The sequence below is a fragment of the Massilia hydrophila genome, from assembly GCF_020208145.1.
Classification (GTDB): domain Bacteria; phylum Pseudomonadota; class Gammaproteobacteria; order Burkholderiales; family Burkholderiaceae_D; genus Telluria; species Telluria hydrophila.
In genome coordinates this window covers 897,597-916,211 of record NZ_JAHYBX010000001.1, presented here as the reverse complement: position 1 = coordinate 916,211, position 18,615 = coordinate 897,597, and the positions used below count along the sequence as shown (strand labels likewise).

At 68.7% G+C, this 18,615-nt stretch carries 16 protein-coding genes; 10 read left to right on the top strand and 6 right to left on the bottom strand.

Annotated elements, in window-relative coordinates:
* Positions 1-125 precede the first annotated feature (125 nt).
* Positions 126-524: a GFA family protein gene (locus LE190_RS04175; RefSeq protein ID WP_225237518.1), complete on the top strand. Its 399-nt coding sequence runs from the start codon at positions 126-128 to the stop codon at positions 522-524.
* Positions 525-807: 283 nt separating this feature from the next.
* On the opposite strand, the gene htpG is transcribed toward LE190_RS04175, so the two are convergent.
* On the bottom strand, positions 808-2,724 hold the full coding sequence (gene htpG / locus LE190_RS04170) for a molecular chaperone HtpG (protein WP_225237517.1): 1,917 nt from the start codon (positions 2,722-2,724) through the stop codon (positions 808-810).
* Between the two features lie 110 nt (positions 2,725-2,834).
* On the opposite strand from htpG, the gene LE190_RS04165 reads away from it, so the two are divergent.
* From LE190_RS04165 to LE190_RS04150, 4 genes are all read left to right on the top strand, one after another.
* A complete protein-coding gene (locus LE190_RS04165; protein WP_225237516.1) occupies positions 2,835-3,395 on the top strand; it encodes a protein tyrosine phosphatase family protein in 561 nt (186 codons plus the stop codon).
* Between the two features lie 90 nt (positions 3,396-3,485).
* A complete protein-coding gene (locus tag LE190_RS04160; RefSeq protein WP_225237515.1) occupies positions 3,486-3,947 on the top strand; it encodes a RidA family protein in 462 nt (153 codons plus the stop codon).
* A 127-nt stretch (positions 3,948-4,074) separates the two neighbouring features.
* Positions 4,075-5,268 carry an aminotransferase-like domain-containing protein gene (locus LE190_RS04155; protein ID WP_225237514.1) on the top strand — a complete coding sequence of 398 codons (1,194 nt, stop codon included), beginning with the start codon at positions 4,075-4,077 and terminating at the stop codon, positions 5,266-5,268.
* 158 nt (positions 5,269-5,426) lie between these two features.
* Positions 5,427-6,869, top strand: coding sequence for a diguanylate cyclase (locus LE190_RS04150; RefSeq protein WP_225237513.1), 1,443 nt, complete (start codon positions 5,427-5,429; stop codon positions 6,867-6,869).
* 13 nt (positions 6,870-6,882) lie between these two features.
* On the opposite strand, the gene LE190_RS04145 is transcribed toward LE190_RS04150, so the two are convergent.
* The 3 genes from LE190_RS04145 to LE190_RS04135 are packed head-to-tail and all read right to left on the bottom strand — an operon-like array spanning position 6,883 to position 11,607.
* On the bottom strand, positions 6,883-8,445 hold the full coding sequence (locus LE190_RS04145) for an FGGY-family carbohydrate kinase (protein WP_225237512.1): 1,563 nt from the start codon (positions 8,443-8,445) through the stop codon (positions 6,883-6,885).
* Entirely contained in the window at positions 8,438-10,015 is a 1,578-nt protein-coding gene (locus tag LE190_RS04140; RefSeq protein ID WP_225237511.1) for a glycerol-3-phosphate dehydrogenase/oxidase, read from the bottom strand. The genes LE190_RS04145 and LE190_RS04140 overlap by 8 nt, the downstream gene beginning before the upstream one ends.
* Complete coding sequence (locus tag LE190_RS04135) at positions 10,012-11,607, bottom strand: FAD-binding oxidoreductase (protein WP_225237510.1); 1,596 nt, start codon at positions 11,605-11,607, stop codon at positions 10,012-10,014. Before LE190_RS04135 ends, LE190_RS04140 begins: the two co-directional genes overlap by 4 nt.
* Before the next feature lie 86 nt (positions 11,608-11,693).
* Here LE190_RS04135 and LE190_RS04130 point away from each other — a divergent pair, with 86 nt between their 5' ends.
* From LE190_RS04130 to LE190_RS04115, 4 genes are all read left to right on the top strand, one after another.
* Positions 11,694-12,740 (top strand): AraC family transcriptional regulator, encoded by a 1,047-nt coding sequence (locus LE190_RS04130; RefSeq protein ID WP_225237509.1) that lies wholly within the window; start codon positions 11,694-11,696, stop codon positions 12,738-12,740.
* Positions 12,741-12,862: 122 nt separating this feature from the next.
* Entirely contained in the window at positions 12,863-13,717 is an 855-nt protein-coding gene (locus LE190_RS04125; RefSeq protein WP_225237508.1) for an alpha/beta hydrolase, read from the top strand.
* Positions 13,718-13,890: 173 nt separating this feature from the next.
* Positions 13,891-14,775: an SPFH domain-containing protein gene (locus LE190_RS04120; protein ID WP_225237507.1), complete on the top strand. Its 885-nt coding sequence runs from the start codon at positions 13,891-13,893 to the stop codon at positions 14,773-14,775.
* 9 nt (positions 14,776-14,784) lie between these two features.
* A complete protein-coding gene (locus LE190_RS04115; protein WP_225237506.1) occupies positions 14,785-15,024 on the top strand; it encodes a type II toxin-antitoxin system antitoxin in 240 nt (79 codons plus the stop codon).
* 18 nt (positions 15,025-15,042) lie between these two features.
* Here LE190_RS04115 and LE190_RS04110 read toward each other — a convergent pair whose 3' ends face one another.
* Together LE190_RS04110 and LE190_RS04105 are read right to left on the bottom strand one after the other, a co-directional pair.
* Positions 15,043-15,282 (bottom strand): hypothetical protein, encoded by a 240-nt coding sequence (locus LE190_RS04110; protein WP_225237505.1) that lies wholly within the window; start codon positions 15,280-15,282, stop codon positions 15,043-15,045.
* A gap of 40 nt (positions 15,283-15,322) precedes the next feature.
* Positions 15,323-17,164, bottom strand: coding sequence for an ABC transporter ATP-binding protein/permease (locus LE190_RS04105; protein WP_225237504.1), 1,842 nt, complete (start codon positions 17,162-17,164; stop codon positions 15,323-15,325).
* Between the two features lie 201 nt (positions 17,165-17,365).
* On the opposite strand from LE190_RS04105, the gene dapC reads away from it, so the two are divergent.
* Entirely contained in the window at positions 17,366-18,577 is a 1,212-nt protein-coding gene (gene dapC / locus LE190_RS04100; protein WP_225237503.1) for a succinyldiaminopimelate transaminase, read from the top strand.
* Positions 18,578-18,615 lie beyond the last annotated feature (38 nt).

The following is an 18,615-nucleotide window of genomic DNA, read 5'->3' as shown; positions in this document are numbered from 1 at the left end:
TCATAGCCTGCCGGCGCGCCGGGCGGGCGGGCCGGGACGCGTTTCATGCGAGGCAGGTCGACTTTCCCGCCGCGGCGGCCCGGCTTGCGGTATCGTTGAGCCGCACATGTTTACCCAGGAATAGCATGAAGACCTACCATGGCAGCTGCCACTGCGGCAGCGTACGTTTCGAAGCCGATATCGACATCAAGGCCGGCACCATCAAGTGCAACTGCACGATCTGCAGCAAGATGCGCTTCTGGGCGGTGCAGGTGCCATCCGGCGCGTTTCGCCTGCTGGCCGGGGGCGAGCGCCTGCGCGAGTACCGCTTCCATACGCGCCAGGACGCGCATTATTTTTGCGGGGAATGCGGCATCAACACCTTCTCGACCGGCAGCTCGGCGGCGCTCGGGCCTTTCCATGCGGTGGTGCTGGCCAGCCTGGACGATCTGCCGGTGGAGGAACTGGTGGCGGCGCCGGTGCGCTACCTGGATGGAAGGAACGACGAGTGGGTACGCCCGCCAGCGGAGACGCGCCACCTGTGAGGGCCGTTGGAATCGATGATACGCCCGGGACTGCGGGCGGGAATTGAACGCGCGGGCGGCGCACGGGAAGCGGGCGACGCCAGATGCGCGATGGAGCCGCCCACCCTACGCACCCAGCCGTAGGGTGGGCGGCTCCACCTTCGCCATTTGCCGGGCCGTACATGCAACGCCGCCCACGCGTTCAAACCACGCCAGCGCCACGGCGACCTGCGCGTGCCCATGCCGCGACCAAGACGAAAAAAAACCGGGGCACGGGCCCCGGTTCGCATGACAGGTGCAGCGCTTACTTCGCCGCCAGCAGCATCTCGTTCAGGCGCCTCACGAAACTGGCCGGGTCGCTCAGGCTGCCGCCCTCGGCCAGCATGGCCTGGTCGAACAGGATGTGCGACCAGTCGCCGAAGCGTCCGCCTTCCGCGTCCTCGTACTTGAGGCGCTGTACCAGCGGGTGGTTCGGGTTGATTTCCAGGATCGGCTTCGATTCCGGCGCGTTCTGGCCGGCCGCCTTCAGCATGCGCAGCAGGTTGCCCGACAATTCGTTCTCGTCTGCGACCAGGCAGGCCGGCGAATCGGTCAGGCGGAAGGTGACGCGCACGTCCTTGGCCTTGTCGCCAAGTGCGCCCTTCATCTTCTCGACCAGATCCTTGTAGCCGGCTTCCGTCTCGGCGTGCTCCTTCTTCTCGGCTTCGTCTTCCAGCGCGCCCAGGTCGAGGCCGCCCTTGGCCACCGAGACCAGTTCCTTGCCCTCGAACTCGGAGAGGAAGGACAGCATCCATTCGTCGACGCGGTCCGTCATCAGGAGCACTTCGACGCCCTTCTTGCGGAAGATCTCGAGGTGCGGGCTGTTCTTCGCGGCGGTGTAGCTGTCGGCGGTGACGTAGTAGATCTTGTCCTGGCCTTCCTTCATGCGGCCGACGTAGTCGCCGAAGGAGACGGTCTGGGCGTCGGACTCGCCCGCGGTCGAGGCAAAGCGCAGCAGCTTGGCGATGCGGTCCTTGTTGGCCGCGTCCTCGCCGATGCCTTCCTTCAGCACCTGGCCGAACTCCTTCCAGAAGCTCGCGTACTTGTCCTTGCCGGCCTGCTCTTCCGAGTTCGCCATCTCTTCCAGCATGCCCAGCACGCGCTTGGTCGAGCCTTCGCGGATCACCTTCACGTCGCGCGACTCCTGCAGGATCTCGCGCGAGACGTTCAGCGGCAGGTCGCTTGAATCGATCACGCCCTTGATGAAGCGCAGGTAGGTCGGCATCAGCTGCTCGGCATCGTCCATGATGAACACGCGCTTCACGTACAGCTTGATGCCGGCGCGCTTGTTACGGTCCCACAGGTCGAACGGGGCATGGGCCGGCACATACAGCAGCTGCGTGTATTCGCTGCGGCCCTCGACCCGGTTGTGGGTGTAGGCCAGCGGATCCTGGAAGTCGTGCGAGACGTGCTTGTAGAACTCGTTGTACTGCTCCTCGGTGATGTCCGATTTCGAGCGGGCCCACAGCGCGCTGGCCTGGTTCACGGTCTCGAGCTCGTCCTTCAGGACGGTGGCCTTCTTCTCTTCGTCCCACTCCTCCTTCTGCATCACGATCGGCAGCGAGATGTGGTCGGAATACTTGCGGATGATGGATTTCAGCTTCCAGGACGAGAGCAGCTCTTCCTCGCCGGCGCGCAGGTGCAGGATCACGTCGGTGCCGCGGCCGGCCTTCTCGATCGATTCGAGGCTGTAGTCGCCCTCGCCGGTCGATTCCCAGCGCACGCCTTCGGAGGCGAAGGCGCCGGCGCGGCGGGTATTGACGATGACGCGGTCGGCCACGATGAAGGCCGAGTAGAAGCCCACGCCGAACTGGCCGATCAGGGCCGCATCCTGCTGCTGGTCGCCCGACAGCTTGCTGAAGAATTCCTTGGTGCCCGACTTGGCGATGGTACCCAGGTGCGAGATGACTTCCTCGCGGCTCATGCCGATGCCGTTGTCGGATATGGTGATGGTGCGCGCTTCCTTGTCGAAGCTGACCCGGATCTTCAGTTCGTGGTCGTTGCCGTACAGGGCGTCGTTGTTGATCGCCTCGAAGCGCAGCTTGTCGGCCGCGTCGGAAGCATTCGAGATCAGTTCGCGCAGGAAGATTTCCTTGTTCGAGTACAAGGAGTGGATCATCAGTTGCAGCAGCTGTTTTACTTCTGCCTGGAAGCCAAGGGTTTCTTTTTCGGCGACTGCCATTTTATTTCCTCATGGGTGGGTTGGTTGCTAGACTGCTGCGAGATTGGGATGAGTACAGATAATTCAAGAGTTTTATCTCTTGGAAATTTTCTAACGTTTGGAGTGCAAAAATGAAATTTTCTTTCATCACTTTCCTGTTCGCCGGCAGCCTGCTCGGCGCCAGTGTCCCGGCCGCCGCCGCGCCTGCCGCTCCAGCCGCTCCAGCCGCGGCCGAATCAGTGCGCAGCGCCGAGATCGCGCCCGGCATCGCCGTCGCCGGCCAGCTGCGCGAAGCCGACCTGGCCGGGCTGAAGGCGCAAGGCTATACCGCCATCATCGCCCTGCGCCCGGACGGCGAAGGCCCGGACCAGCCTTCCTCGGGCACCATGGCGGCCGCCGCCGCGGCCCAGGGCCTGGGCTTTCGCTACATCCCGGTACGTCCCGGCGCGATTCCCGACGAGGCGGTCGAGCGCCTCGGAGCGGCGCTGGCGGCCAGTCCCGGCAAGCTGATGATCTATTGCCGCAGCGGCAGCCGGGCGGCGCGCACCTGGGGCCTGGCCGAGGCTTCCCGTCCGGGCGGCCGCGATGCCAGTGCGATCCTGGCGGCGATCCGCGCGGCCGGCCAGTCGGGCGAAGACCTGCATGACGCGCTGGCGCAGCGCATCGCCAGCCGCCCGGCGCCGTCCCGCTGAAGCGGCCGGCAGGCCGCAACACGCAAGGATGGGCAGGGCGGCGGGCAAGTCGTACAATACCGGTTTCATCCACTGCAACCTGGAACTAGCATGTCCGTCTACGACAAACTGAAGGAACTGAACATCACCCTGGCCGCGCCGGCCACCCCGGCCGCCGCCTACGTCATGTACGTACAGACCGGCAACCTGGTCTTCCTGTCGGGCCACATCGCCAAGAATCCCGACGGCTCGCCGATCGCCGGCATCCTGGGCAAGGACAAGACCACCGCCGACGGCCAGCTTGCGGCGCGCTCGGTCGCCATCGACCTGATGGGCACCCTGCAGGAAGCCGTCGGCGGCGACCTGAACCGCGTCAAGCGCATCGTCAAGGTGATGAGCCTGGTCGCCTCGACCCCGGACTTCAACGAGCAGCACCTGGTCACCAACGGCTGCTCGGAGCTGATCGGCGACGTGTTCGGCGAAGCCGGCAAGCATGCCCGCTCGGCCTTCGGCGTCGCCTCGCTGCCGCGCGGCACCTGCGTCGAGATCGAACTGATCGCCGAAGTCGCCTGAGGGCGGGTAAAGCCGCAATACCGCTTGCGGGCTGGGCCTACCCGGCCCGGTCCTTCCCTGAAGCAGCCTACCGGCGTGCTTTATAATGGCCCGGCACTACCCGTGCGGCCCTTCCTGTGAGACCAGTATGAAAATCGACAATCCCCATCCCATCCAGTGGCAGTTCTCGGAGCGCGCCCAGCAGCTGCAAAGCTCGTTCATCCGCGAAATCCTGAAGATCACCCAGCGTCCGGAGATCATCTCCTTCGCGGGCGGCCTGCCTTCGCCGGCCACCTTCCCGGTCGAGCGCATGAAAGAAGCGTATGACAAGGTCCTGAGCGAGACCGGCAAGGTCGCGCTGCAGTATGGCCCGACCGATGGCTACGCCCCGCTGCGGGAATGGATCGCCAATTCGCTGTCCACGGAAGGCAGCCGCATCCTGCCGGAACAGATCCTGATGACCTCCGGCTCGCAGCAGGCCCTCGACCTGCTGGGCAAGGTGCTGATCGACGAAGGCAGCCGGGTGCTGGTCGAGACCCCGAGCTACCTGGGCGCCCTGCAGGCCTTCTCGGTCTACCGTCCTGAATTCAAGTCCGTCGTGACGGACGACCATGGCCTGGTGCCGTCCTCGATCGAAGGCGTGGCGCAAGGCGCGCGCCTGCTGTACGCGCTGCCGAACTTCCAGAACCCGACCGGCCGCACGCTGTCGCTCGAACGCCGCCAGGAGCTGGTCGAGACCTGCGCCCGCCTGGGCCTGCCGCTGATCGAAGACGACCCTTACGGCACCCTGTCCTACCGCGGCGAGCCGATGCCGAAGATGGTCGCGATGAACCCGGACGGCGTCATCTACATGGGCTCCTTCTCGAAGGTGCTGACCCCGGGCATCCGCCTCGGCTACGTGTGCGCCCCGCTGCCGCTGGTGCGCCGCCTCGAGCTGGCCAAGCAGGCAGCCGACCTGCACACCGCCCAGCTGACCCAGATGGTCGTGCACGAGGTGGTCAAGGATGGCTTCCTGGACCAGCACATCCCGACCATCCGCAAGCTGTACGGCGACCAGTGCCAGGTGATGCTGGACGCGATGCAGGAACACTTCCCGGCCAGCGTCACCTGGACCAGGCCGGAAGGCGGCATGTTCATCTGGGTCACGCTGCCGAAGAGCATCGACGCCATGAAGCTGCTGGACCAGTCGCTGGCCGCGCGCGTGGCCTTCGTGCCGGGCGCGCCATTCTACGCCAACGAACCGGAAACCAATACCCTGCGCCTGTCCTTCGTGACCGTGCCGCCGGAACGCATCCGCGAGGGCATCGCCATCCTCGGCAAGCTGATCAAGGACATGCTGTAAGTCTCCGCCCGGGCCGCGCAGTGCGTAGCCCGGGCATCGCTACGATATTTGTAGCATTCGTGGATAATCGGCAACACAAGTTGCCGCAGGGTTCGATGATCAAGGTATGATCACCGACAGTCACCTTCGGCCTGAACCCGGTTTTATCCAGCTACAGTATGAAGCACCCCGCTCCAGGGCTCGCGGCTGCCGCCGAGCCTCCCGCCGCATACCAGTCCGCGCGCCCTTGCGCAGGTTCCGCCGCCGACGCCGCGCTCCCGCCCCAGGCCGCGATCCTGGTCGTCGACGACGCGCCTGCCAGCCTGGGCCTGCTGCACGACATGCTGCGCGGCCAGGGCTACCGTACCTTCGTCGCGATCTCCGGCGAGCGTGCGCTCGACCTGGCGCAGCGGGTCCAGCCCGACCTGATCCTGCTCGATGTCGTCCTGCCCGGACTGGACGGCCTGCAGACCTGCCGCCGCCTGAAGGACAACCCGGCCACCGCCGACATCCCGGTGATCTTCGTCAGCGCCTGCTCCGACACCGGCGACATCGTGGCGGGCTTCGACGCGGGCGCCGCCGACTACATCGCCAAGCCGCTGCGTCCGCTCGAAGTCTGTGCGCGGGTGCGCGCCCAGCTCAAGGCCCGCTCGGCGAGCCGCTCCGATACCCAGCAGGCGCGCCGCCTGAGCATGATCGTCGAAGGGATGGACGAAGGCCTGCTGCTGCTCGGCCCGGATGGCCGCATCCAGTACGCCAACCCGGCCGCCGAGCGCTGCCTGGGCTACCGCGAGGCCGAACTGGCGGGCCGCCCGCTGGCCGCCCTGCTGGCCGGCACCGCCGCTGCCGACTACACGGCCTATTTCAGCAAGCATGCGCCGCAGGCCCAGCGTGACAGTGGCAGTGGCGAAGCGCGCTGTCGCGGCACCCGCGAGGTACTGCTCCAGCAGCCCGACGGCGGCCTGCGCGCGATGGACCTGAGCCTGTCGGCGATGGCCTCGGGCGAGCAGCTCCACGTCGCCCTGCTGCACGACATCACCCATCACAAGCAGTCCGAGACCGCGCTGCAGCGCGCGGCCCTGGCCGACCCGCTGACCGGCATCGCCAACCGGCGCCAGTTCGACACCTGCCTCGAGCGCGAATGGCAGCGCGCGGTGCGCAGCGCGCGTCCGCTGTCGCTGCTGGTGCTGGACGTGGACCACTTCAAGCTGTACAACGACCTGCTGGGCCACGCCGCCGGCGACCAGTGCCTGCAGGCCGTGGCCAGCACCCTGCAGGCGCACGCCCTGCGCGCCACCGACCTGGCGGCGCGCTACGGCGGCGAGGAATTCGTGCTGCTACTGCCGGACACGCCGCATGCCGGCGCGGCCAAGCTGGCCGAATCGATCCGCGCCGACATCGAGCGCCTGCGCGTGCCCAATCCGCGCTCGCCCACCTCGGACTTCGTCACCGTCAGCGTGGGCGCGGCCAGCTTCGTGCCCAGCCTGTTCGACGACATCCGCTCGCTGTTCCTGGCCGCCGACCGCGCCATGTACGACGCCAAGGCGGCCGGACGCAACCGGGTGCTGGCCGTCGAGGGCGGCTATACGTGGGAAACCCTGCAGCGCGCGCTGGCGCGCTGAGCGCGCCTTTACCTCACACGCGCTGGGGGTAGCCGGTGATGCGCGCGATGTCGCGGTACATCGGCCGCAGCCGGCGGTACATCTTCAGGTACACCTCGCGGTACAGGCGCTCGTAGACGGCCTGGCTCGCCGCATCGGGCTCGAACACCCGCCCGACCCGGGTCATGGCGCGCAGCGCGGCGTCGAAGTCCGGATGCAAACCGAGTCCCACCGCCGCATCGATCGCCGCGCCCAGGCCCGAGGTCTCGTGCACGTGCGGCCGGGCGGTGGGCAGGCCGAAGATGTCGGCGGTGAGCTGCATTGCCACGTCGCTCTGGGAGCCGCCGCCCGACACGCGCAGCTCGGTGATGCGCGCGCCGCCGCGGCGTTCGATGCGCTCCTTCCCTTCGCGCAGCGCATAGGCCAGGCCTTCCAGGATCGCGCGGTACACGTGGGCCCGGGTGTGCACGTCGCCGAAGCCGATGATCGCGCCCTTGGCCTCGCGCCCCGGCACCCGGATGCCGGGCGTCCAGTAGGGCTGCAGCATCAGCCCCATCGCGCCGGGCGGCACCGCCCGCGCCAGCTCGTCGAACAGGCGTTCCGGCGCCACGTCTTCCAGCAGGGCGCGCGCCTGCTCGTGGTGGCCGAACTGCTCCTTGAACCAGTTGACCATCCAGTAGCCCCGGAACACCTGCACTTCCACGCTGTAGGCGCCGGGCAGCGCCGCCGGATAGGGCGGCACGAAGGGCGTCGCCTCCAGGTAGCGGGTGGTCGTGGCGTTGATGGTGGCCGTGGTGCCGTAGCTCAGGCAGCCGACATGGGGCGCGGCGCAGCCGGCGCCCAGCACCTCGCAGGCCTTGTCGGCGGCCGCCGCCAGTAGCGGCAGCCCCTGCGGAATGCCGGTGTCCCGTGCCGCCGCGGCGCCGATCTCGCCCAGCCGCGCGCCCGGCTCGGCCAGCTCGGGCAGCATGTGCGGCTCCACCGCCAGCGCCTGCCACTTCCAGTCGCGCCGGCCGGCCCAGCGCCGGCGCCGGTAGTCGAATGGCAGGTAGGCCACCTGCGAGCCGGACGAGTCGGCGAAGCGGCCGCACAGGCGCCAGTTCAGGTAGCCCGACAGCAGCAGGAACTTGTCGGTGGCGCGCCAGACCTCCGGCTGGTGGGCGCGGATCCAGTTGATCTCGGCCTCGCCGCGGAAGTAGTTCACCGTGCCATCCACCCGCGCCAGCTTGAAGGCGGCGCGCCACAGCGCACCGACCGGCGGCACCTCGTCGGTGCGGCGCTGGTCGAGCCAGGTGATGGCGGGACGCAGCGGCCGCCCCGCGCGGTCGAGGTTGATGACGGTGCCGCGCTGGGTGGTGACGGCAACCCCAGCGATGCGGGCCCGGTCGGCGCCGGGCTCCGCCCACAGGCGGCGGCAGGCCAGGCACAGGGCGCGCCAGAAGCCTTCCGGGTCGTGCTCGGCCCAGCCGGGATGGGGGCTGGTGTAGTCCTGCAGCGGCACCTGCGCCTTGGCCACCAGCTCGCCGCGCAGGTCGAACAGCAGCGCCCGCACACTTTGCGTGCCGTTGTCGATGGCGAGGATCAGCGGCTCATGCATGGGTGCTCCCGGCCGGGATGCCGTGCTGCGCCGCCCACAAGGCCAGGTAGGCCTCCTGCTCGGCGGCCCAGCGCGCATCGTCCCAGCCGAGTTCCGGCTGGCAGATGGCGCGGATGCGGGCCAGCTGGCCGGCGCCGCCGGCGGCCAGCTGCAGGCCGAGGCGGGTGCGGCGCAGCAGCAGGTCTTCCAGGTGGAACACGGCCTCGTGGCGCGCCGCCCAGCGCAGCTCGGCCCAGGGCGTGAGGGTGCCCGGCACGGCTTCCAGCTCGCCGGGACCGGCCGCATCGACCAGGGCCTGCGCGTGGTGGCCGTGGCGTCCGGCCAGGCGCTGCAGCACCGGCGCGCCGGGCCGTACGTGTGGCGCGGACGGCTGGGTGGAGGGCGCGAACAGCGGGCAAGGCGCCGCCTCCGCCCGCCCGCCCTGCCATTCCGGGAGCTGGCGCGCGACCCGGCGCAGCACGTCGCGCGCGATCACGCGGAAGGTGGTGAGCTTGCCGCCGGTGACGGCGACCAGGCCAGGCTCGTCCCACACCACGTGCTCGCGGTTCTCGCGCGACGGCGCGCCGCGGCTGCCGCCGTCGAGCACGGGACGCACCCCCGCATAGGTGGCCAGCACGTCGCCATCGGCCAACCCCAGGTGGGGAAACTGGGCGCGCAGGGCCGCCATCAGGTAGTCGAATTCGGCGCGCGTGATGCGCGCCTCGTGCGCCAGGCCCTCGCGGTGGTCGACGTCGGTGGTGCCGGCCAGGGTCACGCCCTCCCATGGAAAAGCGAACACGGGCCGGCCGTCGGCGGGATGCATCAGGCTCACCGCCTGCGCCAGCGGCAGGCGCCAGGCCGGCAGCACCAGGTGGCTGCCGCGCAGCGGCCGCAGGCGCGGCGCGCCGTCCAGCGGCACCTGGCCGCCGGTGGCGCAGGCCCAGGCCCCGGTGGCGTTCACCACGACCCGCGCCGCCACCTCGCTGGCCGCGCCGGTGCGGGCGTCGCGCAGCAGCGCGCCGCGCACCCGGCCGCCCTCGCGCAGCAGCGCGCCCAGCGCCACATAGTTGCGCGCCTCGGCGCCATGGCGGCGTGCCTCGTCCAGCACGCGCAGCACCAGGCGCGCGTCGTCGGTCCTGGCGTCGGTATAGCAGACACCGCCCACCTGCCCCGCGCCGCGCACGTTCGGCGCCAGCATCTGGAACTCGGCGGGATCGAACCAGTGGCGCTCGCGGCGGCCCGCAAGCAGGTCGTACACGGCCAGGCCGGCGAGCAGCCTGCGCCGGCGGCGCGGATCGCCGCCGGCGTCGGGGAAGGCGAAGCCTTGCGGCTCGACCAGGCCGGGCGCGTCGCGCAGCAGCGCCTCGCGCTCGCGCACCGATTCGCGCGTCAGGCGCAACCGTCCCTCAGCCAGGTAGCGCAGGCCGCCGTGCACCAGCTTGGACGAGCGGCTCGAGGTGCCCCAGGCGAAGTCGCGCTGCTCGACCAGCAGGGCCTTCAGGCCACGGCGCGCCGCCTCCAGCAGGATGCCGGCGCCGGTGATGCCGCCGCCGACCACCAGCAGGTCCAGCCCGGAACGTGGGCGCGTCATGGCGCCACCAGCTTGCCCGGGTTCATGCGCCCGTCCGGATCGAAGTGGCGGAACAGGGCGGCCATCGCACCCAGGCCGAGCGCGCCCTTCTCGTGCCCGAGCCAGGGCGCGTGGTCGAGGCCGACGCCGTGCTGGTGGCTGATGGTGCCGCCTGCCTGGACGATCGCATCCGACACGCCGTCCTTCAGGCGGCGCCAGCGCGCCAGGTCCGTCTCGAAGCTGCCCGACAGGCGGAACACGAAGGTCGAATACACGCTGGCGCCTTGCGGGTACAGGTGCGACAGGTGGCTGTAGGCGTGCACCCGTTCGCCCCAGCCCTGCAGGGCGGCAGCCGCCGCCGCCTCGATCGCCCGCATCGCCGGCGTCACGCGTGGCCAGTCGAGCGCCGTCTCCACCGTGTCGATCGCGTAGCCATGCGCCCAGGCCGCGTTGCGCAGGTAGACGCTGCGAAAGCGCTTGCGGCGCCAGCGCTCGCCCAGGCCGCGGCCCGCGTGCACGCCGCCGTGGCGCCGCGCCAGCCCGAGCGCCGCGCGCAGGGCCGGCCGCGCCTGCGCGCGTGCCCCGCTGGCGCCGACCAGCAGCATGCACTTGCCGTCCCGGCAGCCGCGCAGCGCCAGCCAGGCTTCCAGCAGGCGCACGGCGCGCGTGTGGCCCGCCAGGGTCAGCATGGTACTGGTCTCGACCGCGTTCGACAGGCGCAGCATCGACAGCGGCAGCCCGCCCTGGGCCAGCGCCCGCACCGCCGCCAGCGCCGCATCCCAGCCGGGGAAGAACACGGCGTGGAAGGCTTCGACCTCGGGCAGCCGGCTGACCCGCACCGTGGCCTCGGTGAGGATACCGAGCCGCCCTTCGGAGCCGAGCACCATCTCGCGCAGGTCGATGCCGGCGCTGGAGGCGGGAAAGGTCGGGATCTCGAGCGGCCCCTGGGGCGTCTCGACGCGTCCGCCCGCGAACAGGCCTTCAATGCGCCCGTAGCGCAGCGACTGCTGGCCGGAGGAGCGGGTCGCCACCCAGCCGCCCAAGGTCGAGTATTCGAAGGATTGCGGAAAGTGCCCCAGCGTATAGCCGTGCGCGCGCAGCTGGGCTTCCAGGTCGGGGCCGCTGACGCCGGCGCCGAAGCGCGCCAGCCGGGCCTCGGGGTCGAGCGCGAGCATGGCGCGCATGCGGCCCATGGCGATCGTCAGCACCGGGCGCCCGCCATTGGGCACGGTAAGATGGCCGGCCACGCTGGTGCCGCCGCCGTAGGGGATCACGGCCGCGCCATGGGCAGCGGCGAAGGCGAACAGGTCGCGCACCTGCTCCCCGGATTCGGGAAACGCGACGCCGTCGGGCGCCGTATCGACGCGTCCGTAGCGCAGGCGCAGCCAGTCGGGCAGGCTCTGGCCCAGCGCATGCAACAGCCGGGTGCGCGCGCTGGCGTCGACCAGCGGATGCGGCGGCAGCCGCCCCGGCGCCAGGCCCGCGCAGGCCGCCTCGAAGCTGACGTCCTGCGGCGCCCTGCCCGCTCCCACCTGGCGCGCCAGGAAGGCCAGCGCGTTGTCGTCCAGCGCCATCCCGACCGCCTCGTCTCCCCAGCCATTCCAGCGCCGCATCGCTCCCTCCCGTGATTTTGCTTGTGGACTCGATCATGCCATTCGCGCCAGAATAGGACCTCTTTCCTCAACCGTATTGCGCTTTCATGCCACAGCCTTGTTCGAATGCGCCAGCGGCCGGTCTTGACGGCGGCCGGCTGCACGGCGCCGTCAGCGCCGCCTACCTGCAGCCGCTACTCGAAGCGGCCGCCGCGCGCGGCATCGACGCCGGGCAGCTGGCGCGCGGCGCCGGGCTGGCTACCGCCACGCTCGGGGCCGGGCCGCTGGCCGCGAGCGACTACCTGGCCCTGCTCGACACCGGCGCGCGCCTGGCCGCCGACCCGCACTTCGGCCTGCACGTGGGCGAGCGGGTGCGCCCGGCCACTTTCACCGCCTACGGGATGGTCCTGATGGCCTGCCGCGACTTCGGCCAGGCGCTGGAACAGACCCTGCGCTACGAACAGCTGGCGCACGACCTGGGCCGCTCGCGGCTGGCGCTGGACGGGGCCGAGGCGCAGTACGCGTGGAGCAGCCACTATCCGGCCGCATCGCGCCACCTGGTCGAGAGCGTGTTCGCCGGCATCCGCGTGTTCGGCAGCTGGCTGGCCGGTCGCCCCCTGGCGCCGCGCGCGCTCGCATTTACCCATGCCGGCCGGGGCGAGCCAGGCGAATACCTGCGCGTGCTGGGTGTGCAGCCATGCTTCGGTGCGCCGGCCAACGTGGCGCGTTTCGACGCCGCGCTGCTGGCGACGCCGGTGCCGAACGCGGACCCCAGCCTGTACCCGGTACTGCGCCAGCATGCCGAGCGCCTGCTGGAAGAGCGCGGCAAGGACGGCACCGGACTGGCGGCCCAGGTGCGCGCCGCGGTGCTCGATGTACTGCCCCAGGGCGGTGCGCGGCTAGCGGCGGTGGCGGCGCGGCTCGGCATGGCGCCGCGCACGCTGCAGCGCCGCCTGGCCGGCAATGGTTGCAGCTTCCAGGACGTGCTGGACGGCGTCCGCTACGAACTGGCCCGGGCCTACCTGCGCCAGCGCCGCTTGCCGCTGGCGGACATCGCCTTCCTGCTCGGCTACCAGGAGCAGAGCGCTTTTACGCACGCGTTTCGCGAGTGGTCGGGTATGAATCCGGGCGCTTGGCGCGATGCCGCCATGTGATGCAGTCCGGTGACGGAACCAGCGCTTGCAATATTTCTAACGAGGTCTGTGCAAATTGATGAAACGCTTTATAACGAAAGCAGGTTAAAGTAGCCGTAAAAAACTATTTTTTAGGGACAAGAATGCATAAAATCGCTCGGGTTGTCGTCGTGGCAGCCGTGTTCATCTGCATGCTGCCTGAGGCGCACTCGGCCAGTCCATGCACGCCGACCGAGACAGAGTTCGCTTTTAGGCAAACAGCGGCCGGCCCACTTAAGGTCCATGTATTCTCACCGCCCCACCACATCAAAACGCCCCGGCCGGCGATTGTGATTTTTCATGGGGGTGGATGGACAATGGGTGATCCATCATGGGCGTTTGGCCTTGTCAACCGTTATGCCTGCAAAGGATTGGTGACAATTGTTGCCCAGTACAGATTGTCCGACAAAAAAACGGCTACACCTGCCGACGCCGTGGACGATGCAATGGCTGCGATCAGGTGGGTACGTACAAACGCCACGACGCTCGGTCTCGACCCGGATCGCGTGGCGGCGCTTGGTTGGTCCGCAGGCGCGCATCTCGCAGCATCGGCGGCGATTTTCGCAAAGGATGACGATCAGCGTCCAAGTCTGTTAGCGCTAGTGTCGCCAGCGGTATCGGTTGTAGATGACGGCCATTTCAGTTCCTTGTTCCCTCTTGGTACAAAGACCGAGAACTTCTCCCCGGCAGAACATGTGGGACCATCGCTACCACCAACCATTATCGTTACAGGCCGAGACGACACAGTCACCCCTCTTAGAGCGGTCAAGAAATTTCATGAGCGAATGAAAGCCGCCGGGAACGTCTCGGAACTCCATGTTTATGACGATGTTGGACATATGTTTACCCCCAAAGGGCAGTCGGATAGTGGATTCCCTAATCCTGACAAGGCGGTTCGACAGCGCGCATACGAAGCAATAGACGAGTTCCTGATACGACAAGCTTACATGGCCAGATAGCCCGCCTGAACTCCGCATTTCATTATGGGTAAAGCTGGTTTTCATGGTCCTTCGAGAGTTTCGCCGCCTTGGGTGCGCACGCCTTTCCGCACGCTGAAAATTGCTTGACATTAAATTTAAGTGATCCTAAAGTGATATCACTTTAATGTCATTCATCAGCGAAGGAAACGACCATGCATGCAGCCCCCTCCCGCCGCGAAAAGGCATTCTCGTCCGCAAACGGCTACCTCGCAGCCGGCGCCGGCATCGTCCTGCTGGCGGCCGCGGCCTGGCTGTTCAATGGCGGTACCGGCCCGTTCGCCTTCCTGGCCAGCGTGGCGCTGGGCCTGGCCGGGGTACTGTGCTTTACCGGCCTGTTCATGCTGCAGCCGAACGAGAGCGCGATCCTGACCCTGTTTGGCAAGTACATCGGCACCGACCGCGGCGAGGGCCTGCGCTGGGCCTTCCCGCTCTACGTGAAGCGCCGCCTGTCGCTGCGCGCCCGCAACTTCAATGTCCCGACCATCAAGGTCAACGACAAGCGCGGCAACCCGGTGGAGATCAGCGCGGCGGTGGTCTGGCGCGTGCGCGACACGGCCCAGGCGGTGTTCGAGGTCGACGATTTCGAGCGCTACGTCGCGATCCAGGCCGAGGCCGCGCTGCGTCACCTGGCCTCGCAGTATGCCTACGACGAGGGCGAAGACCTGCACCAGGACGAGACCACGCTGCGCGCCGGGATGGACGTGGTGGCCGATGCGCTGCAGCGCGAACTGCAGGCACGCTTCGAAGCCGCCGGGGTCGAGGTGCTCGACGCCAAGCTGACCCATCTGGCCTATGCCGCCGAGATCGCCCAGGTCATGCTGCGCCGCCAGCAGGCCGAGGCCATCATCAGCGCCCGCGCCAAGATCGTGCACGGCGCCGTGAGCATGGTGGAGGCGGCGCTGAAGGGCTTGTCCGAGCGCGGCATCGTCGAGCTGGACGACGAGCGCAAGGCGGCGATGGTCAGCAACCTGCTCGTGGTACTGTGCTCGGACAAGGAAACCCAGCCGATCGTGAACACGGGCACCCTCTACAACTGACCGTACAGCATGGCGAGTCCAGGCAAAAAAGCGTATCCGCTGCGGATCGACCCCGCGCTGTGGGATGAACTGCAGCGGCTTGCCGCGCGCGACCTGCGCAGTGTGAATGCGCAGATCGAGTTCCTGCTGCGCGAAGGACTGGCGCGGCGCGGCATCCGCCCGGTCGAGGCCAGGAGCGGCAACGACAACCGGCGCCCGGACAGCGATACCAGCGCAGCCGACGATGACGCTGACGGCGGTCCGGCCTGAGCGGGCCTGGCGAGAACGCTAGCCCTTCTCCCCTTGCCGGCGCGCGGCTGTCCCGGCACGCATGGCGCAAACACTGAACAGCACGCTACCGACAAGGCTCGCCAGGCTGATCACACCCCAGAAGCGCAAGTTATGCCGAGCCCGCTCGCCGGCATACACGCTGCCGGCCTGCAGCAAGCCGAGCGCGGCGTACAGGCAGAGCGCCAGCATCGCCGCCGCGGCGCACCAGAACAAGCGTCGTTCCAGCCTGGTGCTCATCAGAGGCGCTCGTCTTTCTCAAGGGTGGCATTGTCATGCATTATGCCGCGATGTCGGCCGGGCGGCCCGCGCTGCTGCGCACCCTGCCCGCCGCGCCATCGAAGGCATAGGCGCCGGCTTCCATCGATTCCCAGCGCCCTTCCCCCATCAGGTGCAGGACGTGGGTATGGTGGCGCAGCACGGCCGCGCGGTGGGCGATGCTGACCAGGGTCGCGCCGCTGTCGCGCAAGCGCGCATAGAGCGCCGCTTCGCTGCCACTGTCGAGGGCGCTGGTCGCCTCGTCCAGCACCACGATGGCCGGCCGGTGCACCAGCACCCGGGCAAACGCCAGGCGCTGCTGCTCGCCCACCGAGAGCAGCTTTTCCCAGTCCTGCACGGCGTCCAGCCCGCCCACCCGTTCGGCCAGGCGCGGCAATTGCACCTGGTCGAGGATCTCCAGCAGGGCGGCGTCGTCCAGCGGCGAGTCCGGGCTCGGATAGGCAAGCTGGCTGCGCAGGGTGCCGGCCTGCAGGTAGGGTTGCTGGGGCAGGAAGAAGAACTGGTCCAGTGCCGGACGGTGGATGGTGCCGCTGCCATGGCACCACAGGCCGGCGATGGCGCGTAGCAGCGAACTCTTGCCGCAGCCGCTTTCGCCCGTGATCAGGAGCGCGTCGCCGGGCCGCAAGGCCAGGCTCAGTTCCCGCACCAGGACCCGGTCCGACTGCGGCGGGTGCAGGGTCAGCCGGTCAAGGCTCAGGTGCGCGGCGGGCAGGGTCTGGATGCGCGGCGCCTTGGCCGCGGTCTTAGCTGTGCCCCGGGTGCCACCCGCATCCGGCAGCACCAGCCGCGCCAGCGCCTGCAGGCGCTCGATGCCCGCCACGAAGCGGCTCAGGCTCTCGAAATTGTCGACGATCACCCCCACCGCGCCCAGCACGGCGGTAAACGCGCCCGCGGCCTGCACCGCCCGTCCCACTTCCATCTGGCCCGCCAGCACGCGCTCGGCCAGGATCATGCCCGGCAATACCAGGGTCAGCTGGCTGAAACCGCGCTGGAACACGTTCAGCGCGCACTGCTTGCGGATCAGGCGAGCGAAATTGCGGAACACCCCGTCGAAGCTGGCGTCGATGCGGGCCCGCTCCTGGGATTCGCCGCGGTAGAAGGCGATCGATTCGGCATTCTCGCGCAGGCGCATCAGGTTGAAGCGGAAATCCGCCTCGCGCCGCAGCTGCCAGAAGTTCAGCCTGATCAAGGGATTGCCAAACAGGTAGAGGGCGCCCACGGTTCCCGCCAGCGCATACACGACCAGCACGCCCACCAGCAGCTGCGAGATCGACCACAGCACGGCGCTGAAGGCCACCAGCTGCATCAGCGCACCGATGAAGACCAGCAGGAAGTGGATCGAGCGGCCGGTGAAACTGTTGATGTCTTCGCTGATGCGCTGGTCAGGGTTGTCGATCGCGCCGTCCGCGCCGAGGGAATAGTAGGTGCGTTCGCGCAGGTAGCCATCCAGGAAGCGCCCGGTGAGCCAGCGCCGCCACTGGTTGGCGAACAGGTCGCGCATGAAGTAGTACAGCGCATAGACGGGGACGGCGAAGGCCAGCACCAGCAGGCAGGCGCGCACCGTCTGCCAGAAACGCCCGCCCTCGCGCCCGGCCAGGGCCGAGGTCATCTCGCCGGCCTGTTCGTTCAGCAGCACCGCGAGCCGGGTCTCGACCAGCATCAGCACCAGCAGCAGCACCAGCAGGGTCCAGGCCTGGCCTTTCTGCTCGCCGAGCCAGTAGGGCCGGGCAACGGCGAGGAACTGCTTCCAGGCGGCCAGCGACAAGGCCGCGCCGCGCCGCGGCCCTTCCGCCGCGGAAACAGGAGGCGCGGCGGCGGGACGGGCGGAATCGGGCGTTTTCATGTTTCGAACCAGGGCGTAAGGCAGGCTTCCAGCATACGGGAGGGCAAGCGCGCGTTCCGTGCAAAAGCGGACATAGCGCGGCCCCGGCCATGCGCCGCGGCGCGCCGCGCAGGGGCACGCAGGACTGGTCAGTGGCCGAACGCGCCATCCTGGTGGGGCTATAATTGTCCGAATCTCCACATTGCAGCCGCCGGTACCGACGTGAATCCCCATCTCGCCCAGCTCCATCCCTACCCATTCGAACAACTGCGCCAGCTGTTCAGCGGCGTCACGCCGAATCCCGCCTACGCCCCGATCAGCCTGGGCATCGGCGAACCGAAGCATCCGACACCCGTCTTCATCGAGAAAGCCCTGATGCATGCGATGGCGGGGCTGTCGGTCTATCCGAGCACCCATGGCAGCGAAGCGCTGCGCGCGGCGATCGCCGGCTGGCTGGAGCGCCGCTACGGCATTCCGGCGCTCGACCCGGCCACCATGGTGTTGCCCGTCAATGGCTCGCGCGAGGCGCTGTTTGCCTTCGCCCAGTGCGTGGTGGACGGCGCGCGCGGCGACGCGCTGGTGATGAGCCCGAATCCCTTCTACCAGATCTACGAGGGCGCGGCCCTGCTGTGCGGCGCCACGCCGTATTACGTGAATTCCGAGCCGGGGCGCAACTTCGCGCCCGACTACGGCAGCGTGCCGGCCGCGGTGTGGGAGCGCGTGCAACTGCTGTACGTGTGCTCGCCGGGCAACCCGACCGGCGCCGTGCTCGGCCTGGACGACTGGCGCCAGCTGTTCGCGCTGTCCGACCAGTATGGCTTCGCGATCGCGGCCGACGAATGCTATTCCGAGATCTATGCCGGTTCGGTGCCGCCGCTGGGCGCGCTGGAGGCGGCGCATGCGCTGGGCCGCAGCGGCGGCGCGCATCCCTACCCGAGGCTGGTGGCGTTCTCGAGCCTGTCGAAACGCTCGAACGTGCCCGGCATGCGCTCGGGCTTCGTGGCGGGCGACCCGCGCCTGCTGAAGCAGTTCCTGCTCTACCGTACCTACAGCGGCGGCGCCATGTCGCCGCCGGTGCAGGCGGCGTCCTGCGCGGCCTGGAACGACGAGCAGCACGTGCAGGACAATCGCGCGCTGTACCGCGAAAAGTTCCGGCTCATCACCCCGCTCCTGAAACGCGTGATGGACGTCGAGCTGCCGGACGCGGGCTTTTACCTGTGGGCCGACGTGCGCCGCACCGGCCTGTCCGACCTCGAATTCACGCGCCGCCTGTATGCCGAATATAATGTGACGGTTTTGCCGGGCAGCTTCCTTGCGCGCGAAGCGCACGGCCTGAATCCCGGCCGCAACCGCATCCGCATGGCCCTCGTGGCCGGCGTCGACGAAGGACTCGAGGCGGCCAACCGCATCGTCGCGTTCTGCCAGGGCCTGTGACCGGCAGCGCCACCGAACCAACCAACCACCAAACCATC